The 23269-nt window shown below is 70.2% G+C and carries 27 protein-coding genes; 19 read left to right on the forward strand and 8 right to left on the reverse strand.

Features of this window, described 5'->3' with window-relative positions; translation table 11 throughout:
• Positions 1–27 precede the first annotated feature (27 nt).
• The gene (locus OHA73_RS43930; RefSeq protein ID WP_327658232.1) at positions 28–969 is read right to left on the reverse strand and encodes an alpha/beta fold hydrolase; all 942 of its coding nucleotides are present in this window, start codon (positions 967–969) and stop codon (positions 28–30) included.
• Between the two features lie 160 nt (positions 970–1129).
• Between OHA73_RS43930 and OHA73_RS43935 the strand changes: the two genes are divergently transcribed.
• The 10 genes from OHA73_RS43935 to OHA73_RS43980 all read left to right on the forward strand — a co-directional run bounded on the left by OHA73_RS43935 (position 1130) and on the right by OHA73_RS43980 (position 9994).
• The gene (locus tag OHA73_RS43935; RefSeq protein ID WP_327658233.1) at positions 1130–2524 is read left to right on the forward strand and encodes an MFS transporter; all 1395 of its coding nucleotides are present in this window, start codon (positions 1130–1132) and stop codon (positions 2522–2524) included.
• A complete protein-coding gene (locus OHA73_RS43940; protein WP_327658234.1) occupies positions 2521–3324 on the forward strand; it encodes an enoyl-CoA hydratase-related protein in 804 nt (267 codons plus the stop codon). Before OHA73_RS43935 ends, OHA73_RS43940 begins: the two co-directional genes overlap by 4 nt.
• A 142-nt stretch (positions 3325–3466) precedes the next feature.
• Positions 3467–4972: a long-chain-fatty-acid--CoA ligase gene (locus OHA73_RS43945; protein WP_327658235.1), complete on the forward strand. Its 1506-nt coding sequence runs from the start codon at positions 3467–3469 to the stop codon at positions 4970–4972.
• A gap of 112 nt (positions 4973–5084) precedes the next feature.
• Positions 5085–5897: an SDR family oxidoreductase gene (locus OHA73_RS43950; RefSeq protein ID WP_327658236.1), complete on the forward strand. Its 813-nt coding sequence runs from the start codon at positions 5085–5087 to the stop codon at positions 5895–5897.
• A complete protein-coding gene (locus OHA73_RS43955; protein ID WP_327658237.1) occupies positions 5894–6523 on the forward strand; it encodes an HAD family hydrolase in 630 nt (209 codons plus the stop codon). Before OHA73_RS43950 ends, OHA73_RS43955 begins: the two co-directional genes overlap by 4 nt.
• Positions 6524–6555: 32 nt before the next feature.
• Entirely contained in the window at positions 6556–7776 is a 1221-nt protein-coding gene (locus tag OHA73_RS43960; protein ID WP_267073272.1) for an acyl-CoA dehydrogenase family protein, read from the forward strand.
• Positions 7773–8534 carry an SDR family oxidoreductase gene (locus OHA73_RS43965; RefSeq protein WP_266724922.1) on the forward strand — a complete coding sequence of 254 codons (762 nt, stop codon included), beginning with the start codon at positions 7773–7775 and terminating at the stop codon, positions 8532–8534. The genes OHA73_RS43960 and OHA73_RS43965 overlap by 4 nt, the downstream gene beginning before the upstream one ends.
• Positions 8535–8609: 75 nt before the next feature.
• The gene (locus OHA73_RS43970) at positions 8610–8939 is read left to right on the forward strand and encodes a luciferase domain-containing protein (protein ID WP_327658642.1); all 330 of its coding nucleotides are present in this window, start codon (positions 8610–8612) and stop codon (positions 8937–8939) included.
• Positions 8940–8966: 27 nt separating this feature from the next.
• Positions 8967–9545, forward strand: coding sequence for a dihydrofolate reductase family protein (locus OHA73_RS43975; protein ID WP_266724925.1), 579 nt, complete (start codon positions 8967–8969; stop codon positions 9543–9545).
• Positions 9546–9616: 71 nt separating this feature from the next.
• Positions 9617–9994, forward strand: a complete 378-nt coding sequence (locus tag OHA73_RS43980; RefSeq protein WP_327658238.1) for a helix-turn-helix domain-containing protein — start codon at positions 9617–9619, stop codon at positions 9992–9994.
• Positions 9995–10001: 7 nt separating this feature from the next.
• Here the strand turns inward: OHA73_RS43980 and OHA73_RS43985 are convergent, their stop codons facing one another.
• Positions 10002–10391 (reverse strand): DUF488 domain-containing protein, encoded by a 390-nt coding sequence (locus OHA73_RS43985; protein ID WP_327658239.1) that lies wholly within the window; start codon positions 10389–10391, stop codon positions 10002–10004.
• Between the two features lie 126 nt (positions 10392–10517).
• Between OHA73_RS43985 and OHA73_RS43990 the strand changes: the two genes are divergently transcribed.
• The gene (locus OHA73_RS43990) at positions 10518–11144 is read left to right on the forward strand and encodes an HdeD family acid-resistance protein (protein WP_266724930.1); all 627 of its coding nucleotides are present in this window, start codon (positions 10518–10520) and stop codon (positions 11142–11144) included.
• Between the two features lie 86 nt (positions 11145–11230).
• Here the strand turns inward: OHA73_RS43990 and OHA73_RS43995 are convergent, their stop codons facing one another.
• The 4 genes from OHA73_RS43995 to OHA73_RS44010 all read right to left on the reverse strand — a co-directional run bounded on the left by OHA73_RS43995 (position 11231) and on the right by OHA73_RS44010 (position 13660).
• The gene (locus OHA73_RS43995) at positions 11231–12295 is read right to left on the reverse strand and encodes a hypothetical protein (RefSeq protein ID WP_266724932.1); all 1065 of its coding nucleotides are present in this window, start codon (positions 12293–12295) and stop codon (positions 11231–11233) included.
• Between the two features lie 129 nt (positions 12296–12424).
• Positions 12425–12922, reverse strand: coding sequence for a response regulator (locus tag OHA73_RS44000; RefSeq protein ID WP_327658240.1), 498 nt, complete (start codon positions 12920–12922; stop codon positions 12425–12427).
• Positions 12923–12988: 66 nt separating this feature from the next.
• A complete protein-coding gene (locus OHA73_RS44005; protein WP_266724936.1) occupies positions 12989–13147 on the reverse strand; it encodes a hypothetical protein in 159 nt (52 codons plus the stop codon).
• 111 nt (positions 13148–13258) lie between these two features.
• On the reverse strand, positions 13259–13660 hold the full coding sequence (locus tag OHA73_RS44010; RefSeq protein WP_266724938.1) for a VOC family protein: 402 nt from the start codon (positions 13658–13660) through the stop codon (positions 13259–13261).
• A 134-nt stretch (positions 13661–13794) separates the two neighbouring features.
• Here OHA73_RS44010 and OHA73_RS44015 point away from each other — a divergent pair, with 134 nt between their 5' ends.
• Both OHA73_RS44015 and OHA73_RS44020 read left to right on the forward strand, forming a co-directional pair.
• Positions 13795–15594: a thiamine pyrophosphate-requiring protein gene (locus OHA73_RS44015; protein WP_327658241.1), complete on the forward strand. Its 1800-nt coding sequence runs from the start codon at positions 13795–13797 to the stop codon at positions 15592–15594.
• A 56-nt stretch (positions 15595–15650) separates the two neighbouring features.
• Entirely contained in the window at positions 15651–15890 is a 240-nt protein-coding gene (locus tag OHA73_RS44020) for a hypothetical protein (protein WP_327658651.1), read from the forward strand.
• Between the two features lie 12 nt (positions 15891–15902).
• Here the strand turns inward: OHA73_RS44020 and OHA73_RS44025 are convergent, their stop codons facing one another.
• The gene (locus tag OHA73_RS44025) at positions 15903–16838 is read right to left on the reverse strand and encodes a cation diffusion facilitator family transporter (protein ID WP_323179750.1); all 936 of its coding nucleotides are present in this window, start codon (positions 16836–16838) and stop codon (positions 15903–15905) included.
• 72 nt (positions 16839–16910) lie between these two features.
• On the opposite strand from OHA73_RS44025, the gene OHA73_RS44030 reads away from it, so the two are divergent.
• The 5 genes from OHA73_RS44030 to OHA73_RS44050 all read left to right on the forward strand — a co-directional run bounded on the left by OHA73_RS44030 (position 16911) and on the right by OHA73_RS44050 (position 21285).
• Entirely contained in the window at positions 16911–17081 is a 171-nt protein-coding gene (locus OHA73_RS44030) for a hydrophobic protein (protein ID WP_266724941.1), read from the forward strand.
• Positions 17082–17262: 181 nt separating this feature from the next.
• Entirely contained in the window at positions 17263–18255 is a 993-nt protein-coding gene (locus OHA73_RS44035) for an LLM class F420-dependent oxidoreductase (RefSeq protein WP_266724943.1), read from the forward strand.
• Positions 18256–18274: 19 nt separating this feature from the next.
• Positions 18275–19402 carry an enolase C-terminal domain-like protein gene (locus OHA73_RS44040; RefSeq protein WP_327658242.1) on the forward strand — a complete coding sequence of 376 codons (1128 nt, stop codon included), beginning with the start codon at positions 18275–18277 and terminating at the stop codon, positions 19400–19402.
• A gap of 155 nt (positions 19403–19557) precedes the next feature.
• The gene (locus OHA73_RS44045) at positions 19558–19986 is read left to right on the forward strand and encodes a ferredoxin (RefSeq protein ID WP_267073262.1); all 429 of its coding nucleotides are present in this window, start codon (positions 19558–19560) and stop codon (positions 19984–19986) included.
• A gap of 120 nt (positions 19987–20106) precedes the next feature.
• The gene (locus OHA73_RS44050; RefSeq protein ID WP_266724949.1) at positions 20107–21285 is read left to right on the forward strand and encodes an acyl-CoA dehydrogenase family protein; all 1179 of its coding nucleotides are present in this window, start codon (positions 20107–20109) and stop codon (positions 21283–21285) included.
• On the opposite strand, the gene OHA73_RS44055 is transcribed toward OHA73_RS44050, so the two are convergent.
• Positions 21242–22270 carry an endonuclease/exonuclease/phosphatase family protein gene (locus OHA73_RS44055; RefSeq protein WP_327658243.1) on the reverse strand — a complete coding sequence of 343 codons (1029 nt, stop codon included), beginning with the start codon at positions 22268–22270 and terminating at the stop codon, positions 21242–21244. The genes OHA73_RS44050 and OHA73_RS44055 overlap by 44 nt on opposite strands.
• Positions 22271–22385: 115 nt before the next feature.
• Between OHA73_RS44055 and OHA73_RS44060 the strand changes: the two genes are divergently transcribed.
• Positions 22386–23267 (forward strand): oxygenase MpaB family protein, encoded by an 882-nt coding sequence (locus tag OHA73_RS44060; protein ID WP_327658244.1) that lies wholly within the window; start codon positions 22386–22388, stop codon positions 23265–23267.
• Positions 23268–23269: the final 2 nt, after the last annotated feature.

The following is a 23269-nucleotide window of genomic DNA, read 5'->3' on the forward strand; positions in this document are numbered from 1 at the left end:
TGCACCCACCGGTGGCTGCGGATCGTATCAGCAGGCAGCCGCGAGAAACTCCAGGAGAGCGGCGCTGACCGCGCCGGCCCGCTCCTGCTGGATCCAGTGCCCCGCCCCGTCGAGCACGACGCGCCCGCGCAGATCGGTCAGCACCTCTTCAAGACGGTCGGCGGGCATGAACTGGCCCACCGGGTCCGCGGATCCGGTGACGAACAGCGAGGGGCAGTCGATGGTGCGTCCGTCGAGGTGCTCCGTCAGCTCCCAGGTGTGGTCCATGTTCCGGTAGTAGTTGAGGCCGCCGGTGAACCCGGTGCGCTCGAACTCCGTTACGTAGTGGTCGAGTTCCTCCTCGCTCAGCCACGCAGGCGGTGGGAACTTCTCGTCCGGGCGCTCGGCCCACTCGGCCGACCAGATCTCTCGTGTCACCAGCGTCCTGCGCACGTTCTGCGCGAGGGCACGGTCGGCGACACCCGGCTCCTGGAACCACACGATGTAGAAGGCGTCACCGAGCCGTCGGTGCATGACGGGCACGGGCGCCACGGGGGAGCGCGGAGTCGCCGGCACACTCATCCCCACGACGCCCCGCACCCGCTCCGGGTGCGCCAGGGCCATCTGCCACACCACCATCGCACCCCAGTCGTGCCCCACGAACACCGCGTCGTCCGCGCCCACGGCGTCGAGCAGCCCGACGAGGTCAGCGCAGATGGTGAGTGTGTCGTACGCGTCGACATCCGCGGGACGCGAACTCCCGCCGAACCCGCGCATGTCCGGGGCGAGCACCCGGTACCCCGCCGCGCCGAGCGCGAGCACCTGGTGGCGCCACGAGAAGGCCAGTTCCGGGAAGCCGTGACAGAGCACCACCAGCGGCTTGTCCGTATCGGCCGGGCCGTGCTCGAAGACGCGCAGCGAGATCCCGTTCACATCGACCTGTCGCGCGCTCACGCCCTTCCACTCGGTCAGGGCTGTGGGGGCACTCATAGGGGCATCTCCTCGATCTCGGCACCGGGTGACAACTTGAACAGTGCCTGTTCAAGGGCGTGTTCAAGGTATTGAAGTTGACGTTGGGTTCAAATATACAGGGGGCGGCCGCAGGGCCGCAGCGGTCGTGACATGTTTGGACGACGGAGGAGCCCCGCACGTGAATCCGCCCACCGCACAGCCCAGAAAAGGCGCCGAGCAGGCAGCCGCCGAGACAGCTCCGGCGCGCGCCTCGGGCAAGCTACTTGCCGCGGGACTCATCGGCAGTTCCATCGAGTGGTACGACTTCTTCCTCTACGGGACGGCCGCCGCGCTGGTCTTCCCGCAGGTCTTCTTCCCCGACTCGTCGGCGCTGACCGGCACCCTGCTGTCGTTCAGCACCTTCTGGGCGGGCTTCGTCGCCCGGCCGATCGGCGGTGTCGTCGCGGGACACCTCGGCGACCGGCACGGCCGCAAGGCCATGGTCGTCCTCTCCATGGCGCTCATGGGCGCCTGTACCTTCCTGATCGGCTGCCTGCCGGGAGCCGGGGTCCTCGGCGGCGCCGCACCGCTGCTCCTGGTGCTGCTCCGCTTCGTGCAGGGCCTCGCCTGCGGCGCCCAGTGGGGCGGCATCGCGCTGCTGCTCACCGAGTCCGCGTCACCCAAACGCAAGGGGTACGCGGGCACCTTCGGGCAGATGGGCGTCTCGCTCGGTGTGTTCCTCGGCAATGGGGTCTTCCTGCTGGCCAGTACGGTCACCTCGGACGAGGCGTTCATGAGCTGGGGCTGGCGCATTCCCTTCCTGGTCAGCGCCGTGCTGCTGCCCGTCGTGATGTACGTGCAGAACAAGGTGGAGGACTCGCCGGAGTTCCGGCGGCTCTCCGAGGAGGCCGCAGCCAAGAGTTCCAAGGCGAAGGTGGCACGGGCGCCCGTCGTCGAGGTGCTCCGCACCAAGTGGCGCACCGTGCTGCTCGCGGCCGGACTCCTCGCCGGCACCAACTGCCTCTTCTACATCAGCATCGCGGGCGTCATCAGCTACGCCGCCGAGCACCTCGGCCTCGACAAGGACTCCATCCTCCTGGTCGCGATGCCGGTCACCGCGGTCGGCGCCCTGTTCGTGCTGTGGGCGGGATGGCTGTCCGACCGGGTCGGGCGGCGGCCCACAGTGCTCGTCGGGGCCGCCATCATCGTGCTGTGGGCGTTCCCCTACTTCTGGCTGGTCAACACCGCTTCGCTGCTGTGGCTCGGCGTCGCCGTGCTGATCGGCGGCTTCGGTCAGTCCCTGACGTACGGGCCGCTCGCCGCGTACATCGGTGAACTCTTCGAGCCGCGGGTGCGCTACTCCGGCGCCTCGCTCGCCTACCAGATCGCCGCCCTGACCATCAGCGGCGGCACCCCGCTCATCATGACCGCGATCATCGGCGGCACCGGCGGCACCACCTGGGTGTCCGTGTTCATCGCGGTGATGGGCCTGCTCACCTTCGGCTGCGCCTGGGTGCTGCGCGAGACCAACCCGCGCGAGGTGCGCGAGGACCCGACAGCGGTGCCGGGCGCCGCGGAAGGAGCGCGATCGTGACGACGAGCGAGAAGGACCTGGCGTACGCCGAGCGGCGCGGCGCCGTGACCGTGGTGACACTCAACCGCCCCGACCGGCTCAACGCCTGGACCAACGAGCTGGAGGACCGCTACTTCGCGCTCCTCGACGAGGCGGAGGCCGACCCCGAGGTGCGCGCGGTCGTCGTGACCGGGGCGGGCCGCGGGTTCTGCGCGGGCGCCGATATGGCCGAGCTGGAGCGGATCGGCTCCGCCGACGCGGCGAGCGAGGAACGACCGAAGAGGGAGCGGCCCCGCTGGTTCCCGCTGAGCCTGCGCAAGCCGCTGATCGGCGCGATCAACGGGGCGGCGGCGGGGCTCGGCCTCGTCGAGGCCCTGTACTGCGACATCCGGTTCAGTACACCGGACGCCAAGTTCACCACGTCGTTCGCGCGCCGCGGGCTGATCGCCGAGTACGGGATCGCGTGGCTGCTGCCCCGCATCGTCGGGCCGGCGCGCGCGGCGGACCTGCTGTTCTCGGGGCGGGTCGTGCGCGGCACGGAGGCGTACGAGATGGGGCTCGTCAACCGGGTCGTCGAGCGGGACGCGCTCCTCGACGAGGCGGTCGGCTACGCCACGGAGCTGGCGACCTGGTCGTCGCCGACGTCGATGAGTGTGATGAAGCAGCAGCTCAGCGAGGCGTTCGACACGGACTTCGAGGGGGCGGCGAAGCGGGCCGAGGCGCTCATGGAGGAGTCGTTCGGGCGGGCCGATGCGGCGGAGGGTGTGCGGAGTTATTTGGAGGGGCGGGAGCCGGCGTTCAGGCCACTGGGGCCGGTCTGAGTGCTGTTGCGGTCACCCCGGCGCGGGGTCGCGGGGCTCTGCCCCGGGCCCCGCGCCTCAATCGCCGGCGGGGCTTGATATGCCCGCTTGATGTGCCGACGATCCGGTCCCGAAGTTTTGAACTACATACGGAAGGTTCCGCATGCCCAACGCCTCCGCACCCGTCTGGGCCCACGCGGCCGTCGCCCCGGACCGGATCGCGTTGCGCGGTTCGACGGTGGCTACTTGGACGTACGGTCAACTGCGTGAACGTGCCGCTGCCGTAAGGGAGTTGCTGGACGCGCACCACGTCGGGCCCGGTGACCGGGTGCTGCTCGTCGCGCCGTCCGTGCCCGAGTTCGCCATGGCGTACTACGGGATCCTCGGCGCGGGCGCCATCGCGGTCACCGCCAACACCATGGCCACCGAGCGCGAGTTGACGTACATGGCGCGGGATGCGGACGTGCGGCTCGTCCTGGCGTGGACCGCGCTCGCCCCGGCTGCCCGGCGCACGGCCGATGAACTCGGGGTGCCGTTCCGGGAGATGGGCGAAGGGCTCGCAGGCATCGCGCATGCCTCCGCCACGCCCGAGCCGCACCCCGTCGACGTCCATGACACCGCCGCCCTCCTCTACACCTCCGGCACCACGGGCAAGCCCAAGGGGGCCCAGCTCACCCACGGCAATCTCGCATCGTGCGCCGCCATCTTCTGCGACATTCACGCCATCGGCGCCGACGACCGCGCCGTCACGGGGCTTCCGCTCTTCCATGTGTTCGGGCAGGCCTGCGTGATGGGGACGACGATGCGTGCGGGTGGCTCGCTCACCCTGCTCGAGCGGTTCGATGCCGGTTCGATGATGGCGCTCATCCGGCGGGACCGGCCCACCTTCATCGCGGGCGTGCCGACCATGTGGAACGCCCTGCTGCGGGCCACCGACGAGGCGGGAGCCGACTTCGCGGGCCTGCGTCTCGCCTCCTCCGGCGGGGCCTCCCTGCCCGTCGAGGTCATGCGGGCCTTCGAGAAGCGGTTCGGGTGCACCATCGTCGAGGGGTACGGCCTCACCGAGACCACGGGCGCCGCCACCTGCCATCTCGCGGGAGAACCGGCCAGGCCTGGGACCGTGGGGCGCGCGCTGCCGGGCTGCGCGGTCGCCGTCCGCGACGACGAGGGAGCCGAGCTGCCGCAGGGGGAGGTGGGCGAGGTGCACATCAAGGGGCCCGTCGTGATGAAGGGGTACTGGAACCGGCCCGACGCGACCGGGGAGGCCCTCGACGCCGACGGCTGGCTGCGCACCGGCGACCTCGGCTCCCTCGACGCCGAAGGCGATCTGCGCATCGTCGACCGCAAGAAGGACCTCGTCATCCGCGGCGGCTACAACGTGTACCCGCGCGAGGTCGAGGAGGTGCTGTACGAGCACCCCGACATCGTCGAGGCCGCCGTCATCGGCGTGCCCGACCCGCACTACGGCGAGGAGGTCGCGGCCGTCGTCGCCCTGCGCCCAGGCGCCGCGCTCGACATACAGACGTTGCGGGCCTGGGCCAAGGAGCGGCTGTCCGCCTACAAGGTTCCCCATCTGCTCGCCGTGGTCGACGAGTTGCCGAAGGGCGCCACCGGCAAAATTCTCAAGCGTGCCATTGACCCGGCTGTCATCACCGGGGGCCGGGTGTGACATCGCCGACCTCCTCGGCACTCCAGGAATCTCTAGAACTTGACGTCGGATTCAAGTACGGTGAGTGCCACGCACCGGGTGGGACGAAGGAAGCGAAGGAGCGGACAGCGGGATGTTGATCAACGACAAGGTCGCGATCGTGACGGGAGCCGCCGGAGGCATCGGTGCCGCCGTCGCCCAGCGCCTCCTGGAGGCCGGCGTCCGAGGTGTGCTGCTCACCGACCTCGACGCGGCCCGCCTGGACGAGACCGTGCGGCGGCTCGCCGAGAGCCATGGGGAGCGCGTCGCGGGCCGGGCGGGGGACGCCGGTGACACCGAGCACCTGCGCGGCCTCATCGCGGCGGCGGAGGAGGGCTTCGGACCCGTCGACCTGTACTTCGCCAATGCCGGGATCAGTGGCGCGGCGGGCCTCGAGGCGAGCGAGGACGAGTGGAGCCGCGCACTCGACATCAACGTGATGGCGCACGTGCGCGCCGCGAAGCTGCTCGTGCCGGGCTGGGTGGAGCGCGGCGAGGGCTACTTCTTCAGCACCGCGTCGGCGGCGGGCCTGCTCACGCAGATCGGCTCGGCGACGTACGCGGTCAGCAAGCACGCCGCGGTTGCCTTCTCCGAGTGGCTCTCGGTCACGTACGGGGACGAGGGGGTGCGCGTGAGCTGCCTGTGCCCGCAGGGCGTCGAGACCGAGCTGCTCATGGCGGGCACCCGCTCCTCCGACCCCACCGAGCAGGCCGCGGCCCGCGCCGTGCTGGACGCCGGGAACCTGCTCAAGCCGCTCGACGTGGCCGACGAGGTGGTGGCGGCCGTCGGTGACGAGCGCTTCCTCGTGCTGCCGCACCAGCAGGTGCTCGACTTCTACCGCCACAAGGGCAGCGATTACGACCGGTGGCTGCGCGGAATGCGCCGCTACCAGAAGTCCGTGCGATGACCGCACGCAGCGCCGTCCTCTTCGACTTCGGCGGCGTCCTCACCACGAGCCTCGCCGAGGGCTTCGAGGAGCTGGGGCGCGAACTCACCGGTGATCCCGGCCTGTTGCGCCGACTCCTGACGCAGGACAAGGAGAGCAGCGCGCTGCTCGTGGCGCACGAGAAGGGGCTCATCGGGCAGCGGGAGTTCGAGGACGGCCTCGCGGCGCGGCTGCGGACCCAGGGCGCCGTCATCGAGGGGCCCGGACTTGTGGACCGCATGATGGGCGGGTTGAAACCCGACGAGGAGATGGTCGCGCTCGTCGCGAAGGTGCGCGCGCACGGACTCCGCGTCGGCCTGCTCTCCAACTCCCTCGGCGACAACTGCTACGCGGGCTTCGACCTGCCCGCGCTGTTCGACGCCGTCACCATCTCCGGCGAGATCGGCGTCCGCAAACCCTCGCGGCGCGCCTACGCCATCGCCTGCGAACGCCTCGGCGTCGCACCCGAACAGACCGTCATGGTCGACGACCTGGAACAGAACATCACCGGCGCCGCACGCATCGGCATCGCAGGCATCGTGCACCGCGACGCCGCGACCACGAGCGCCGAGCTGGGCCGCCTGCTGGGGCCTTCGGGCCGCATGTGACACCGTAAGAAAAGACTTGGGAGGAACCACTCGTGTACGAACAGTCCGCCAGGGGCCAGGAGTACCAGGACAAGCTGCTCGCCTTCATGGACGAGCACATCTACCCCGCGGAGGCGGTCTACGCCGCGCAGATGGCCGAGTCCGGCGACCCGCACTTCCACCCGCCGGTCATCGAGGAGCTGAAGACCGAGGCGAAGAAGCGCGGCCTGTGGAACCTCTTCCACCCGCACCCCGAGTGGGGCCCCGGACTCACCAACCTCGAGTACGCGCCGCTCGCCGAGATCATGGGCCGCAGCGCGGGCCTGGCACCCGAGGCCACCAACTGCAACGCGCCGGACACCGGCAACATGGAGGTCCTCACCCTCTTCGGCACCGAGGAGCACAAGGAGAAGTGGCTCAAGCCGCTGCTCAACGGTGAGATCGCCTCCGCGTTCGCCATGACCGAGCCCGCGGTGGCCAGTTCGGACGCCAGCAACATCCAGATGCGGATGGAGCGCGACGGCGACGACTACGTGCTCAACGGCCGCAAGTGGTGGACGTCCAACGCCCTGCACCCCCACTGCAAGGTCCTCATCGTCATGGGCAAGACGGATCCCGACGGGCCCGCCTTCCGTCAGCAGTCGATGATGGTCGTGCCGATCGACACCCCCGGTGTCACCATCGTGCGCGGACTGCCCGTCTTCGGCTACCAGGACCGCGAGGGCCACGCCGAGGTCCTCTTCGAGAACGTACGCGTTCCGGCCACCGCCCTGCTCTCCGGTGAGGGCGACGGGTTCCTGATCAGCCAGGCCCGACTCGGCCCCGGCCGCATCCACCACTGCATGCGCTCCATCGGCATGGCCGAGCGCGCCCTCGACCTGATGATCGACCGCGCCCAGTCCCGGACGACCTTCGGCTCCCCGGTCGCCGACCGCGGCAACATCCAGGACTGGATCGCCGAGGCCCGCATCGAGATCGACATGGCGCGACTGCTCACGCTCAAGGCCGCGTACCTGATGGACACCGTCGGCAACAAGGAAGCGCGCACCGAGATCGCCGCGATCAAGGTCGCCGCGCCGAACGTCGCGCTCAAGGTCGTCGACCGCGCCATCCAGGTGCACGGCGGCGGCGGCGTCTCCGACGACTTCCCGCTCGCCAGCATGTACGCGCACCTGCGCACCCTGCGCCTGGCCGACGGCCCCGACGAGGTGCACAAGCGGACGATCGCCCGGCGCGAGCTGCGCCGTCGGCAGAAGGAACGGGGTGAGAAGTGACCTCTCCGGAGGCCTCTTTGCACGGACGGGTCGCGCTCGTCACCGGCGCGTCGCGAGGCATCGGCCTCGCGGCGGCCGGCGCCCTGCGCGACCGCGGCGCCCGCGTCGTGGTGACCTCGCGCGACGAGGAGCGTGCCAAGGACGCGGCCCGTCAACTCGGCGACAATGTCGAGGGGTTCGGGGCGCACGCCACCGACGAGGACGCCGCGCGCGCCTGTGTCGAGCACGTCGTGGAGACGTACGGCCGCCTCGACATCCTCGTCAACAACGCCGGTACGAACCCGGCGTACGGTCCGATCGTCGACCAGGACCACGCGCGCTTCGCCAAGACCATGGACGTCAATCTGTGGGCGCCGATCCTGTGGACGTCGCTCGCGGTGAAGGCGTGGATGGGCGAACACGGCGGCGCCGTCGTCAACACGGCCTCGATCGGGGGACTTTCGGTCGCCAAGGACGTCGGGATCTACCACGTCTCGAAGGCCGCCCTGATCCACCTCACCAAGCACCTCGCCCTCGAACTCGGCCCCAAGGTACGGGTGAACGCCATCGCCCCCGGCATCGTGCGCACCCGCCTCGCCGAGGCGCTCTGGCAGGACAACGAGGAGGCCGTCGCGGGCGCGACACCGCTCGGCCGGATCGGCGAACCCGAGGACATCGGCGAGGCCGTCGCCTTCCTCGCCGGTGAGGGCGCCCGCTGGATCACCGGCGAGACCCTCGTTGTCGACGGCGGCCAACTGGTCGGATCCGGCCCGCTGTAAAGGCGTGATGGATGGGGGTGGTCCTCCAGGTGAAGCGTGCGCGAGGATGGAGGCATGACCGCGGCCCAGCGCGCCATGACCGAGCTCGGGACATGGCCCACCCTGGTAAGTGGCCCGCCCCGGTGCTCGGTTGGGCACGCGTTTCGAGCGGCGGGCCACGACCTTGTGCACTTCCACGCCGACGACTGCGCCGATCTGTACCTGACGTCGCCGGTCGTGCAGCGACTGCTGCCCCAACTGCGACACAACAGTGCGATCAGGGTGCAACCGGGAGCCTCCTGGATTACCGTGCTTCTCGAATGCGACACGGATGTGCAGCTGTTGCTGAGCCTGGTGAGCGTCGCTCTGAAGGAACACGATGCGCACGCCTGCCCCTCACCTCCGTGTGACTGGGAGCGCGGTTAGCGGCTGACAGCGAGAGGCGAGCACTCGATGCGCAAAATCGTTTTCATGATGGGCGTGTCCCTCGACGGCTACATGGAGGGCCCCGACCGCGAGATCGGCTGGCACCGGGTCGACGAGGAACTGCACCAGCACATGAACGACGTGTGCCGCACCTTCGGCGGCATCCTCAGCGGACGCGTCACGCACGAGCTGATGGCCGAGTACTGGCCCACGGCGGACAAGGACCCCGAGGCCTCGCCGGCCACCGTCGACTTCGCGGGTGTCTGGCGCGAGGTGCCGAAGATCGTGTTCTCCCGGACGCTGAAGCCCGGGCCCGCGGAGTGGCACACCACCGTCATGCCGGAAGTGGTGCCCGAGGCGATCCGCGCCCTCAAGGAACAGCCCGGTGGCGACCTGGTCATCGACGGGGCGAACCTGGCGACGACGTTCCTGGAGCACGACCTGGTGGACGAGTTCCGGGTCTACGTCCATCCGGTCCTGGTCGGCGCGGGCACCCCGATGTTCCACCCCGGCAAGACCCTCACCGAGCGCCCGCTGCGCCTCGCGGAGACGCACACGTTCGGGAACGGTGTCGTCCTGCTGCGGCACGAGCGCGACCGGGACTGAGAGCCTCTGAGCGATATCGCCGTGGGCGAAGTGCCGGGCGAGGCCGTCACGGGCGCTCGTACGGTGGGCCGATGAGCATCCAGGAGAGCCGCCGCCCCCGTCCCGCTCCGGCCCAGGAATCCGCCCCGGCCCAGGAGCCGCTGTGGCGCCATGTCGTCGGCGGGGTGCTGCGGCGGCGCAGGCGGGCGCAGGGGCGGACGCTGCAGGACGTGGCGGACGTCGCCGGGATCTCGATGCCCTACCTGTCGGAGATCGAGCGTGGCCGCAAGGAGGCCTCGTCGGAGATGCTGGCAGCCGTGGCAGGTGCGCTCGGGCTCGGGCTCGTCGACGTACTCGTCCTCGCGCAGGGGGAGTTGGCGCAGGCGGTGCGGCCGGTCCGGCTGGTCTCCACGACCGGTGTGACCACATCAGGCCAGGGCTCGCGGGGCACCGTCTGCCTCGCCGCCTGAGCCGGGATCAGCCCTCTTCGAGGCCCTCTTCGAGGTGGCGCCGCAGCACAGGGACGTGGCTGTGCTCGATGTCCTTCACCGACGTCACGAGCGTCACCCGCCCGTGCCCGGCCAGCTCGCGCACGCGGTCCACGAGTTCGGCGCGCTCCGGTTCGGCGAGCTCCGCCGCGTAGCGCTCGGCGAACGTGTCGTACCGGTCCGCCTTGTCCTCGTGGTACCAGGAGCGCAGCTCCCTCGACGGCGCGATGCCCTTCAGCCACTTGTCGACATCGGCGCGCTCCTTCGAGATACCGCGCGGCCAGAGCCGGTCGACCAGCAGGCGGGTGCCGTCGGCCGGGGCGGGCGGGTCGTAGACCCGGCGGACGGCGAAGGGGCCGGAGCCATGATGCTCGGTCATGGACCCATTGTGCTGCTTTCCTCCGCTTTGCGTCATGGGTGCGTTGGTGCGACGGAGCGCGCCCGGTGTCAGCCGTTCGGCTCACGCGCGATGGCGGAGCCCGGCGTTCCGTAGCGACAGTCGAGCATGACCCAAGCACCGTACGACCCGCAGACTCCCCACCGGACGCCCGGCGGTGACGCCCCGCAGGGGCAGGGCCCGCTCGGCAGACTCGCCCAATCCGCCTGGCAGGCCGTGCTGCTCATGGGTGTCGCCTCGGTGATCCTCGGGGTGCTCGTCCTGGTCTGGCCGGGCGTCTCGCTGCGCGTGGCGGGTGTCCTGTTCGGCGTGTATCTGCTGGTGAGCGGCATCTTCCAGCTCGTCGCCGCGTTCGGTACGCACGCGACGGCCGGGATGCGCGTCATCGGCTTCATCAGCGGCGCCCTGTCGGTGCTGCTGGGCCTGTTCTGTTTCCGCGATGCGATGGAGTCGACGCTGCTGCTCGCTCTGTGGATCGGCATCGGCTGGCTGTTCCGCGGCATCACGCAGACCGTCGCCGCGGCCTCCGACCCCGCGATGCCCACCCGCGGCTGGCAGATCTTCCTCGGCGTCATCACCGCGCTCGCCGGTGTCGTCCTGATCGTGTCGCCGTTCGAGACGCTCGCCGTCCTCACGCTGGTCACCGGCATCTGGCTGCTCGTGGTCGGCGTCGTGGAGATCGGCACGTCGTTCGCGGTGCGCAAGCGGGCGAAGGACATCCCGGCCGGGGTGTGACCGGAACCGCAGCCACGTAACGCATACGGCGAGGGCCCCGCTGCTTCAGCGGGGCCCTCGCCGTATGTGGGGTGGGGGAGTGCGCCTCAGACGCCCACGGCCTCCTCCAGCTCCTCTTCCTGTTCCTGGTCGCGCGCGGCCTCCCGCTTGTGCTTGTGCGCGGGGGCCGGCTCGACGGCCGCCGGAGTGTGGCGTCGGCGCTCGGCGAGGCCCGCCACCGTGATCATGGCCGCGCCCACGAGCAGCCAGGCCACGAGCGTCCAGATGTTGCGGGCCAGATCGTGCTGGCCGAAGTAGAGGAGGCTGCGGGCGCCCTCGACGTACCCCGCGCCGTTCCAGAAGCTGTGCAGGCTCCCGAAGAAGCCGTTCTGCAGCTCGGGCCGGAAGATCCCGCCGGAGCTGGTGAAGTTCAGCATCACGAACAGCACCATCACGCCGAGCGTCGTCCACTTCTTCAGGAACGTGTGCAGTCCTACGCCGATCAGCAGGACGCCCGCGGAGTACAGCCACGTCATGCCCCACAGGCCCCACAGGTGGGTGTGCGCCAGGTGGAAGACGGGTCCCGCGAACGCCGCGCCGATCAGGCTGACCACGCCGGACGCGCCGACGACGAGCAGGGCACGGGTGCGCATCCGCAGCACGCCGCCCGCGCCGCCGATCACCGCGACCGAGGCGTACGAGCCGATACTGACCGCCACGAGCAGGAAGAACAGGCCCTGCCCCGTCGGGTCGTCGTCCACCGAGGGCACCACGTCGGTCACCTTCAGGGGCGCGCCCTGCTCGGCGGCGACCGGCGTGAAGATCTTCTGGACGACGGAGACGGTGGTGTCGGACCCGGCCGAGGCCACGACGAGTTCGGGCTTGTCGCCGAGTACGTAGGCGCCGTCGATGTCCCGGGTCTCGAGCTGGTCGACCGCGGTGGAACGGGAGGTGAGCGTGCGCACGTCGAGCGCGTCGCCCGCCTTGTCCTTCACTGTCTGCGCGAAGACCTTCGCTTCCGGGCCCGAGCCGACGACGGCGATCGGCAGATGGTGCGGCTCGGGCGAGGCGAAGGCGCCGAGATAGGCGAGGCCCATGCCGACGCACATCAGGAGCGGGGTGAGCAGATGCGTCAGAACGTGGCGCAGCGCAGGTTCGCGCGTGCCGCTCATGAGCAGGACCTCCACGGTCGAATCGGTTGGCTTTTACAACTCTGGGAGCAGTTGTACTCTACAACCATAGAGAGGGTCGGAAGTCCCTGAGCGGGTGTGACCATGGACACCCGGAAGTGAAGCGGCAGGTCAGGCGGGGCGTGACAGGGGACGGCTCGCGGCGGCGTGCGCCGGTGGCGCGGACTCTTTGGCGTCGCCGTTCTCATACGTCCGAAGGCGCTCGCGCAGCGCGTTCATGCGCAGGCTCGTCTCGTACAGATAGCGGACCTTCGTCCGCATCATCCACGGCTCGATCGGCTTCACCACGTAGTCGGCGACGCCGAGCTCGAAGGCCCTGGCGGCGAGCTTGGTGTCCTGGCCCGCGCCGGTGATCAGCATGATCGGTATGTCCTGCGTCTGTTCGAGGCGCGTCATGTAGTGCGCGACCTCGAAGCCGCCGACGTCGGGCATCAGCACGTCGAGCAGGACCAGGCCGATGCCGCCGCGCAGGACGGTCTTGAGTGCGTCGTCCCCGGTCTGGGCCCGGACGATCGGATAGCCGAGTGGAGCCAGCGCGCTCTCCATCGCGAAGAGGGTGTCGTCCCGGTCGTCGACGACGAGGATCCTCGGCCGTGCAGCGGTGGGCATCGCGGGGCGCCTCCCCTCGTCGGCACCGACAGCATATGCCCGAATCAACGGGAGGGAAGGGCTCGCTCAGTCCTCTCCGCGCACCAGATTCCAGTCCGTGTCACGGTCGTTGGCGTCACCAGAGGGCTCGCGTCCGTCGCGCCGCGCGGCCCTGCAGGTGCGGATCCTGCCCTTGACCTCGCGCTTGGTCTCTGCGGGGTACGGAGCGCGCTCCTTTGTGTTCATGATCGGATCCCTCTCCGACCGATATCCGATGGATTTCGGTCGAGTTCGGCTGTAGACGGTTCTGTAGACGCCACGCTCGGGGCTGCTCTGCGCGCCTTCTCGGCGGCCGGCTCAGTCGGTCTTCGGCGCCGGACGCGCGGCGCAGTGCGTCGCGAACGGATGCCCGGCCGGGTCGGAGTACAGGCGCATCTCGTTCGGGCCGCGCGCACCACGGGTCTCCAGCGGGCGGGCGCCCAGGCCGATGAGATGGCGCTCCACCTCGTCGAGGTTCTCCTGGTCCACCACGAAGTCGAGATGGGCCTGCTGCGAGTCGTCGGGGCGCGGCCAGCTGGGCGGGGCGGCGTTCAGATCGCGGCGGAAGGCCATGCGCATGCCCTGCTCGCCGACGATGTCGATGCGGTTGCTGCCGGGCAGTGTCTCGATCTCGCCGCCCAGCAACGTTTGGTAGAACTCGGCCAGTTCCTCGGGTTCCGCACAGTCCAGAACCAGCACTCCAGCCCGCACCAAACTCATGTCTCCTCCTCCGTCGCACCCCCGTGGCGCGTCGGTGCGCCGAGTACCCCGCGAGGGCGGTGCCAACCGGGTTTCCCCGGTGCCCGACTGGTCACCCGGCCTCCGGCAGTTTCCTCGAAGCGAAAGGTCCCGGCATGAGCACCAAGGTCGCCGATCACGTCCTCGACCGCCTGCGCGCCTGGGGTGTGGAACAGGTCTTCGGGTATCCGGGCGACGGCATCAACGGCCTGCTCGCCGCCTGGGGCAGGGCCGACAACCGGCCCGAGTTCGTGCAGGCGCGGCACGAGGAGATGGCCGCCTTCGAAGCGGTCGGCTACGCGAAGTTCAGCGGCCGCGTCGGCGTCTGCGTCGCCACGTCAGGACCCGGCGCGATCCACCTCCTGAACGGCCTGTACGACGCCAAGCTCGACCACGTACCGGTCGTCGCCATCGTCGGGCAGACCGCGCGCAGCGCCATGGGCGGCTCGTACCAGCAGGAGGTCGACCTGCACACGCTGTACAAGGACGTCGCCTCCGACTTCGTGGAGACCGTCAACGTCCCCGAGCAGCTGCCCAACGTCCTCGACCGGGCCGTCCGCACCGCATACGCGCGCCGCGCCCCCACCGCCGTGATCATCCCGGCGGACGTGCAGGAACTCGACCACACCCCGCCCCCGCACGCGTTCAAGATGGTGCCCTCCAGCCTCGACCGCAGCTCGTGGACCGCCGAGCCCGCGCAGGAAGCGGTGGAACGGGCCGCCGAGGTGCTCAACGCGGGCGACAAGGTGGCCATCCTCGTCGGCCAGGGCGCGGCCGGTGCGAAGGACGAGGTGTGCGAGGTCGCCGAACTCCTCGGCGCCGGAGTCGCCAAGGCCCTGCTCGGCAAGGACGTCCTCTCCGATGAACTCCCGTACGTGACCGGGGCGTCGGGCCTGCTCGGCACCCGCCCCTCCTACGAGCTGATGCGGGACTGCGACACCCTCCTCACCATCGGCTCCAGCTTCCCGTACGCGCAGTTCCTGCCCGAGTACGGCAAGGCGCGCGGCGTGCAGATCGACATCGACCCGCACATGATCGGCATGCGCTACCCGTACGAGGTGAACCTCGTCGGCGACGCCCGCGCGACGCTCAAGCGCCTGCTGCCGCTGCTGCGCCGCAACGAGGCCCGCGACTGGTTCGACGAGACCTGCGCCGGCGTCCGGCGCTGGCACGAAGCCATGGACCGTCGCGCCGGGTTGAGCGCCGACCCGATCAACCCGGAACACGTCGCCCGCGCCCTCGACCCGCTGCTCCCGGACAACGCGATCCTCACCTCGGACTCCGGCTCCGCCGCCAACTGGTACGCCCGCCACATCACCATGCGGGGCACGATGCGCGGCTCCCTGTCCGGCACCCTCGCCACGATGGGCTGCGGCGTCCCGTACGCGATCGGGGCCAAGTACGCCCATCCCGACCGGCCCGTCGTCGCGCTCGTCGGTGACGGTGCGATGCAGATGAACGGGCTCGCCGAACTCATCACCGCCGCCAAGTACCGGCACCGCTGGACCGATCAACGCCTCGTCGTCGGTGTGTTCAACAACCGGGACCTCAACCAGGTGACCTGGGAGCTGCGCGCCATGGGCGGCGCGCCGTCCTTCGAGCCCTCGCAGGAGCTCCCCGACGTCGACTACGCCGCGTTCGCCCGACAGTTGGGCCTTACCGGCATCCGCGTCGAGAAGCCCGCCGACGTCACCGAGGCCTGGAGCGCGGCGCTCGCCGCGGACGGGCCCGCCGTCGTCGATTTCCGCACCGACCCGTCCGTGCCGCCGATCCCGCCGCACGCGACGTGGGAGCAGATGGAGTCCACGGCCGAGGCGATCCTCAAGGGCGACCCGCAGAGCACGCACGTGGTCAAGCAGGGCTTCAAGGCGAAGATGCAGGAGTTCATGCCGGGCGTCGGCAAGCGCGGCCACTGACGTAGTTCGCGGTCCGACCTGAGACCGGTGGGGCCTTGCGGGCAGGGGGAGCGGCAGTGGACGCGCGGGACGCGCTGGGGGAGCGGGACGGCACGGCCGGGCAGGACGACGCGGCCGGTCCGAGCTGGCCCGCGACGGCCAAGCACCGTCTGGGATTCCGTGTATTCGGCGTGGCCGTCGGCGGGCCGTGCGCCGCAGAGAGCGATTCCGTCCTCGACGCGCTGTGCGACAACCTCCGCTCAGTGGAGGACTTCACCGACGTGCATGCGGCCGCCGACCTGTTCCGCGTGATCTGACCCGCGCCTCGCTCAGCGCTCATGTACCGGCTTCGGCGCGTCCACCACGTCCAGGAACACCTGATCGGCCTCGGGCCAGCGATCTCGCACCGCCCGCTTGACGCGCTCGAAGACCAGCTCCAGGCGCTCGCTCTCGATGCCGGGCGCGAGATCGACCCGCGCCGCGACCAGCGTCGAGTCCGTTCCCAGCTGCATCGTGTGCAGCGCCGCCACATTGTCGATCTCGGGCTGCTCGGCGAGGAGTTCGCGGATGCCGCGGTGCATCTCGGGGTCGCCGGCCTCGCCGATCAACTGGTCGCGGGCGCTCCTGCCGAGCCGGTACGCCACGTACACGAGCAGCACCCCGATGGAGAACGAGGCGGCCGCCTCCCACTCGATCCGCCCCGTCACCATGTGCAGCGTCATCCCACCCGCCGCGAGGAGCACGCCGATCACCGCCGTGCCGTCCTCGGCGAGGACCGTACGGAGCGCGGGGTCCGAGCCGATGCCCTCGCCCGGCTGGGTGCGCACCTGGTGCACGGCGCGGATCAGCGAGCTGCCCTCCGCGAGCAGTGCCACACCGAGGACCGCGAGCCCGGCGACGTACCCGCTGTGGGACTCCTCCTGACCGCCCGACGTCAGCGCTTCGAACCCCTGGAAGAACGAGAAGCAGCCGCCCATCACGAAGATGCCGACGGCGGCGATCAGCGACCAGAAGAACCGCTCCTTGCCGTACCCGAACGGATGCCTGTGGTCGGCGGGCCGGCGGCTGCGCCGCAGTGCGGCCAGCAGGAACACCTCGTTGAGGCTGTCGGCCACCGAGTGCGCCGCCTCCGAGAGCAGCGCGGGTGACGCGGCGAACAGACCGCCGACGGCCTTGGCCACGGCGATCAGCAGATTGGCGGCGAGCGCCACCAGAACGGTGATCCGGGTCCGCCGGTCGTCTTCCTTGGAATTCTTCGCGGTCACGTCAACTCGCAGAGGGTGAGTGGAGTACAGGGGGAATTCTCGGGAACTCGGCGCCCCGAGGAGGTATTTACCGTGATTCCTGTTCTGCTGGTTCTGTTGCTCGCACTGTTGCTTTTCGGCGCGGGATTCGCCGTGAAACTGCTGTGGTGGGTGGCCATTGCCGTGCTGGTGGTGTGGCTGCTCGGATTCGTGATGCGCAGTACGACGGCGGGTGGATCGAGGTCACGATGGTACCGGTGGTGAGTAACCGAACCAGGTATCGATAAACCCCGGGACGAAACCTTTGAAGTGCCGTCCGGGCCGGTGGGAATGATCCGCGAAATACCGGCCCGGACGGCACTTGTGTGGTGTCACGGCGGGTTTCCCTGCGGGGGCCTGGGTTACCCGGAAGGCCTGGCACAAACCACACCCCCGGGAGGGCGTCATGCCCGAGTACGGCTACTTTCTGGCATCGGAGGAATTCGGGCCGCGCGAGCTCGTCGAACAGGCCCGGATGGCGGAACAGGCGGGCTTCGACTGCCTGTGGATCTCCGACCACTACCACCCGTGGAACGACGCCCAGGGCCAGAGCCCCTTCGTGTGGAACGTGATCGGCGCCCTCGCGGAGGCCGTGTCGCTGCCCGTGGAGACCGCGGTCACCTGCCCCACTGTCCGTATCCACCCCGCCGTCCTCGCCCAGGCCGTCGCCACCAGCGCGGTGCAGTTGGAGGGCCGTTTCCGGTTCGGTGTCGGCACCGGGGAGGCGCTCAACGAGCACATCCTGGGCGGGCCCTGGCCCTCCGCGCACGTGCGCATGGAGATGCTCGAAGAGGCCATCTCGGTCATCCGAAGGCTCCTCGACGGCGGCGAGGTCACCCATCGTGGCGAGCACTACACCGTGGAGAACGCCCGCATCTACACGCTGCCCGAAGGCCCCGTGCCCATCGACATCTCCGGCTTCGGCCCGCAGGCCACCGCGCTCGCCGCCCGCGTAGGCGACGGCTACATCACCATGAGCCCCGACGAGGAGCTGGTCACCCAGTTCCGTAAGGGCGGAGGCGGTGCGAAGCCCGTCGCCGGTGGCCTCAAGGTCTGCTACGGGATCGACCGGGCGGAGGCCGTGCGCCGCGTGCACGGGCTGTGGGCGAACCAGCTACTGCCTGGCGAACTTGGCCAAGTGCTGCCCACGCCCCGCCACTTCGAGCAGGCGGAGAGCCTCGTCACCGAGCAGATGGTCGACGGCGCGCTGCCCTGCGGCCCCGACGTCGACGAGCACGTGGGCGCCCTCGACGCCTTCGCCCGGGCCGGCTTCGACCGTGTCTACGTCAACCAGATCGGCCCGGACCAGCAGGAGTTCTTCGACTTCTACCGGACGAAGGTGCTGCCGCAGCTCAAGAACGACACACCCATCGGTGCGACCAGCGGCTCGGCAGGGTGAGGCACGGCAGACGACGATGATGACCGACACCCCGAAGTCCCCGAGCACCTGCCTGCCCGTCGAACGCCTCGACGTCAGCGCCTACACGGTGCCCACCGACGCCCCCGAAGCCGATGCCACCCTCGCCTGGGACACCACGACGATCGTCTTCGTCGAGGCCAGGGCCGGCGGTCTCACCGGCATCGGCTGGACCTATGCGCCACCGGCCGCCGCCGATGTCGTCCGCGACCAACTCGCCGGGCTCGTCGAGGGACGCGACGCCTTCGACATCCCCGCCGCCCACGTGGCGCAGTGCCAGGGCGTCCGCAACGCGGGCAGGCCCGGCATCGCGTCCTGCGCGATCTCCGCCGTCGACCTCGCCCTGTGGGACCTCAAGGCCCGCCTCATGGACCTCCCGCTCGTCCGCCTCCTCGGCGCGGCACGGGACACCGTCCCCGTCTACGGCAGCGGCGGCTTCACCACGTACCACGACAGCCACCTGGCCGCCCAACTCAGCGGCTGGGTGCACGGCCAGCACATCCCCCAGGTCAAGATAAAGATCGGCGAGGCCTGCGGCCGGTCGGTGCCCCGCGACCTCCAAAGGGTCCGCAGTGCCCGCAAAGTCATCGGCGGGGACGCCGAGTTGTACGTCGACGCGGCCGGCGGCTACAACCGCAAGCAGGCGATCCGCGTCGGCGAGGCGCTCGTCCCCCACGGCGTCGGCTGGTTCGAGGAACCCGTCTCCTCCGACGACCTCACAGGACTCCGCCTCGTCCGCGACGCCCTCGTCTGCGACGTCACCGCCGGCGAATACGGCTACGACCTCCCGTACTTCGCCCGCATGATCGCCGCGGGCGCCGTCGACTGCCTCCAGGTCGACGTGACCCGCTGCGGAGGCATCACCGAATTCCTCCGCGCCGCCTCCCTCGCCCACGCCCACGGCCTGGAGATCTCGGCCCACTGCGCCCCGCACGCCCACGCGGACGTGGCGGCAGCGGTCCCGAACCTCCGCCACGTCGAGTGGTTCCACGACCACGTCCGGATCGAGTCGATGTTCTTCGCGGGCGTCCTGGACCCCTCGGGCGGAACGGTCCGCCCAGGCCAGAACGGCCCGGGCAACGGCCTGATCCTGCGAAGCGAGGAGGTGGAGGAGTACCGGGTCGCGTGAGCACTTCAAGCCCCAGGTGACCGGTTTGACGCTCCCCGATCCGGCTACCCGCCCCCAAGCCGTACGTCCCCTGGAAAGGAGCCGGGCCGGTGACCTCCCTGGCGAAGCATCCACACTCATACGCCGAGGACTCCCCGGGCGCCGACCGTGCCCTGATGACCGAACCACCCAAGGACGACCTCGTCCGCTTCCTCGAGGACCGCTTCGCCTGCGCGCAGTCGTGCACGGAGTGCGCCCGCGCCTGCGCCCTGCTGGTCAGCTCCACCGACCTGGGCCCCGCCGCCCCGCACGTGCACGGCCCCGTGCGCCCGGTCCCGGACGAGGGCCAGGAAAAGGCCGACGCACCGCACGGCCTGCGGCGCGCGCTGCTCCTCAGCGTCGAGGTGTGCGACGCGACCTGCCGACTGCTGTCGGAGGAGGCACACCAGGACGAGTACGGGATCCGGCTCCAGGTCGAGTGGTGCCGAGCAGTAGCCCTGGAGTGCGCGCACGTCTGCGACCGCACGCGCGACGCGGCCGACTGCGCCGAACAGTGCCGGGCCTGCGCGCGGGCATGCACGGACTTCCTCGCGACCCTCGGCTGACGTTCCATCAGTTCCCGCGGTCCACGGCATTCCCTATTTCTGGAACGCGTTCTACTGTGTGCGCCGTCAGGCTGGCGCAAGCCGGCTCCCGGACCACGCAGTCGAACGCCAGGAGGGGCCGTGCACCTCGAATACACGCCTGAGCAGCAGCAGTTGCGCACCGAGCTGCGTGCCTACTTCGCCGAGCTCGTACCCGAGAACGCGTACGCGCGCTACGAGGACCCGGCCGCGCAGAAGCGGTTCTACCGGGAGACGGTGCGCAGGCTCGGCAGTGACGGGTGGCTCGGCGTGGGCTGGCCGAAGGAGTACGGGGGCCGTGGCCTGTCCCCGATGGAACAGTTCATCTTCTTCGACGAGGCGGCGCAGGCGGGCGTGCCGCTGCCGCTGATGGCGCTGAACACCGTCGGTCCGACGATCATGCAGTTCGGGACCGACGAGCAGAAGGATTTCTTCCTGCCGAAGATCCTCTCCGGCGAGCTCGACTTCGCGATCGGCTACAGCGAGCCCGACGCGGGCACCGACCTCGCGGCGCTCAAGACCCGTGCGGTCAGGGACGGTGATGACTATGTCGTCAACGGCCAGAAGATCTGGACGACCAACGGGGACACGGCCGACTGGGTCTGGCTCGCCGTCCGCACCGACCCGGACGCGCCCTCGCACAAGGGCATCACCATGCTCCTCGTCCCGACGAGCGACCCCGGCTACTCCTGCACCGTCATCAACACCCTCGCCTCGCACGACACCACGGCCAGCTACTACGAGAACATCCGCGTCCCGGTCTCCCGCCGGGTGGGCGAGGAGAACAAGGGCTGGCGGCTGATCACCAACCAGCTCAACCACGAACGCGTCACGCTGGCCGCCCACGGCACCATGGCGATCCGCGCCCTGCACGACGTGCAGCGCTGGGCCATGGAGACGAAACTCGCCGACGGCCGCCGCGTCATCGACCTCGGCTGGGTCAGGAAGCGCCTCGCCCAGACCCACACCAAGCTCGACGCGATGAAGCTCCTCAACTGGCAGATGGTGAACGCCGTTCAGCAGGGCACCCTCCTCCCGCAGGACGCCTCCGCCGTCAAGGTCTACGGCTCCGAGGCCCGCAGGGACGCGTACGCCTGGCTGATGGAGGTGGTGGGCGCGGCGGGCGCGCTCAAGGAGGGCAGCGCGGGCACCGTCCTGCACGGGGAGCTGGAACGCGGCTACCGGTCGGCGGTCATCTTCACGTTCGGCGGCGGGAACAACGAGATCCAGCGGGAGATCATCTCGTGGATCGGTCTCGGGATGCCGAGGGTGCGGCGCTGACCGGATCGTCCAGGGCGATCCGGGCGAGAACGGGAAGGTGGTCACTGCCGGTCGCGGGCAGGGTGCGGATGGGGCCGACGTTCGCCGAGCGGGCCATGATCTGGTCGATCCGGGCGACGGGGAACGCGGCGGGGTAGCTGAAGGTGAACCCACGATCCGGTACGTCCAGTTGTGAGGTCAGCGGGGCGAGGCCGCGGTCGTCCACCGTTCCGTTGAAGTCGCCGACGACGAGGACCGTGTCGGTCTTCTCGGCGGCGACCTCCGCGCCGAGCCGGCGGGCGCTCTCGTCCCGCCACGCCGACTTCAGGCCACTGACGCCGAGCCGTACCGAGGGCAGATGGGCGACGTACACGGCGATGTCGCGCTGCGGGGCCTCGACGACCGCGCGCAGGCCGCGATTCCACGGCTCCGTGATCCCGGCGGGCTTGATGTCCGCGGCCCGGACGCCGGTGAGCGGGTACCTCGACCAGAGGCCGACGGTGCCGACCACCGCGTGGTGCGGATGGCTCGCGGCGAGACCGCGCTCGTACACCGCGCGGGCCTTGGGCAGCAGCTCTTCCAGGGCGATGAGGTCGGGGGACGGCCCGGACAGCTCGTGCGCCATGCCCTGCGGGTCGGTGTTCTCGTCACTGACGTTGTGCTGCACGACGACAAGGTCGTGCCCGTCGGACCGGGGCTCGGGCAGCAGTACGCCGCATTGGTGGGCCCAGACCGCCGTCGCCGGCAGCACAGCCAGCATCGCGAGCGGCGCTCGGCGCAGCAGCCCCAGGCCGAAGAGGACGACCAGGACCACCCAGGACCACGGCAGGAACGACTCCACCAGGCTCCCCAGCCGCCCCGGCGTGTTCGGAACCTGCCGGTGGAAGAGCAGCACGAGCGCGGTCACGACGGCGAACGCCGCGAGCACCCGGCCGCGACGCCACCGCGGGCGTCTGTCGCCCGCACCGTCCGTGGATGCCGCCGTCCCGTCGCCCCGCTCGCTCATGTCTCCCCGCCCGCTCGCCCGTTGCCCGTTCCCTGATCGTCAGGACGAGTCCGCCGTTGATCGGGTTCCGGTCCGTCCCATGTGCGTACGCTGCGAACAGGAGGTGCTGTGCGACATGAGCGAAGCGGACCCCGGGCTCTTCGGCCCCGACTCGGTGACCTGGCAGCTGCACGCCGACCCGATGATGTGGGTCGCGGGCGTGCGCGCCCTGTACTTCCAGGCGCTGCACCCGCGCGCCGTGCGCGGCGTCATGCAGAACTCCGACTTCCGGCGCGACGCCTGGGGACGGCTGATGCGGACCGCGGGCTTCGTCGGCACGACGACGTACGGGACGAGCGAGGCCGCCGAGAAGGCCGGCGCGCGCGTGCGGCGGATCCACAGCCACCTGGGGGTGACCGACCCGGACACGGGGGAGCGCTACGGCGTCGACGAACCCGAGTTGCTGCTGTGGGTGCACTGCGCCGAGATCGACTCCTATCTGCACGTCGCGCGCCGCTCCGGCTTCCGCCTCACCGAGGCGCAGGCCGACCGGTACGTAGCCGAGCACCGGACCAGCGCCCGGCTCGTCGGCCTCGCCCCGGAGAAGGTTCCGGGCAGCCAGGCGGAGTTGGCGGCGTACTTCGAGTCCGTACGCCCTGAGCTGGCCGCCGGGCCCGAGGCGCGCGACGTCGACGCCTTTCTGCAGCGGCCGCCCACCCACCTGTTGCTGATCCCCGCGCGCGAAGTCCTCTGGCGGCGCGTGGCCGGCCTCGCGTACGCCTCCCTGCCGCCGTACGCCCATGAGTTGTACGGCAGACAAGCCCCCGAACCGGGCGCCGTCACGCGCCGAATGCGCGCCACGGGCACCGCGCTGCGCCTGATTCCCGCCCGTGTGCGATGGCAACTGCCGCCGAAACACATCCTGCGGGCCATGGGGAGACTCGGTGTGGACGCCCGCCCTGCCCCGTACAAAGTCGACAGAGGGGAAGCCATACTGGACGGGCCGGGGAGGGCGTAGCG

The sequence above is a fragment of the Streptomyces sp. NBC_00483 genome (genome assembly GCF_036013745.1).
Classification (GTDB): Bacteria; Actinomycetota; Actinomycetes; order Streptomycetales; family Streptomycetaceae; genus Streptomyces.

Coding starts and splice junctions, on each gene's coding strand:
- OHA73_RS43975 (WP_266724925.1), top strand. CDS start 8,967: ATGCGCAAAATCGTTTTCATGATGGGCGTGTCCCTCGACGGCTACATG.
- OHA73_RS44060 (WP_327658244.1), top strand. CDS start 22,386: ATGAGCGAAGCGGACCCCGGGCTCTTCGGCCCCGACTCGGTGACCTGG.
- OHA73_RS44010 (WP_266724938.1), bottom strand. CDS start 13,660: ATGAGTTTGGTGCGGGCTGGAGTGCTGGTTCTGGACTGTGCGGAACCC.
- OHA73_RS43950 (WP_327658236.1), top strand. CDS start 5,085: ATGTTGATCAACGACAAGGTCGCGATCGTGACGGGAGCCGCCGGAGGC.
- OHA73_RS43930 (WP_327658232.1), bottom strand. CDS start 969: ATGAGTGCCCCCACAGCCCTGACCGAGTGGAAGGGCGTGAGCGCGCGA.
- OHA73_RS43945 (WP_327658235.1), top strand. CDS start 3,467: ATGCCCAACGCCTCCGCACCCGTCTGGGCCCACGCGGCCGTCGCCCCG.
- OHA73_RS44005 (WP_266724936.1), bottom strand. CDS start 13,147: ATGAACACAAAGGAGCGCGCTCCGTACCCCGCAGAGACCAAGCGCGAG.
- OHA73_RS43995 (WP_266724932.1), bottom strand. CDS start 12,295: ATGAGCGGCACGCGCGAACCTGCGCTGCGCCACGTTCTGACGCATCTG.
- OHA73_RS43970 (WP_327658642.1), top strand. CDS start 8,610: ATGACCGAGCTCGGGACATGGCCCACCCTGGTAAGTGGCCCGCCCCGG.
- OHA73_RS44040 (WP_327658242.1), top strand. CDS start 18,275: ATGACCGACACCCCGAAGTCCCCGAGCACCTGCCTGCCCGTCGAACGC.
- OHA73_RS44055 (WP_327658243.1), bottom strand. CDS start 22,270: ATGAGCGAGCGGGGCGACGGGACGGCGGCATCCACGGACGGTGCGGGC.
- OHA73_RS44015 (WP_327658241.1), top strand. CDS start 13,795: ATGAGCACCAAGGTCGCCGATCACGTCCTCGACCGCCTGCGCGCCTGG.
- OHA73_RS44000 (WP_327658240.1), bottom strand. CDS start 12,922: ATGCCCACCGCTGCACGGCCGAGGATCCTCGTCGTCGACGACCGGGAC.
- OHA73_RS43980 (WP_327658238.1), top strand. CDS start 9,617: ATGAGCATCCAGGAGAGCCGCCGCCCCCGTCCCGCTCCGGCCCAGGAA.
- OHA73_RS43955 (WP_327658237.1), top strand. CDS start 5,894: ATGACCGCACGCAGCGCCGTCCTCTTCGACTTCGGCGGCGTCCTCACC.
- OHA73_RS43990 (WP_266724930.1), top strand. CDS start 10,518: ATGACCCAAGCACCGTACGACCCGCAGACTCCCCACCGGACGCCCGGC.
- OHA73_RS44045 (WP_267073262.1), top strand. CDS start 19,558: ATGACCGAACCACCCAAGGACGACCTCGTCCGCTTCCTCGAGGACCGC.
- OHA73_RS43985 (WP_327658239.1), bottom strand. CDS start 10,391: ATGACCGAGCATCATGGCTCCGGCCCCTTCGCCGTCCGCCGGGTCTAC.
- OHA73_RS44035 (WP_266724943.1), top strand. CDS start 17,263: ATGCCCGAGTACGGCTACTTTCTGGCATCGGAGGAATTCGGGCCGCGC.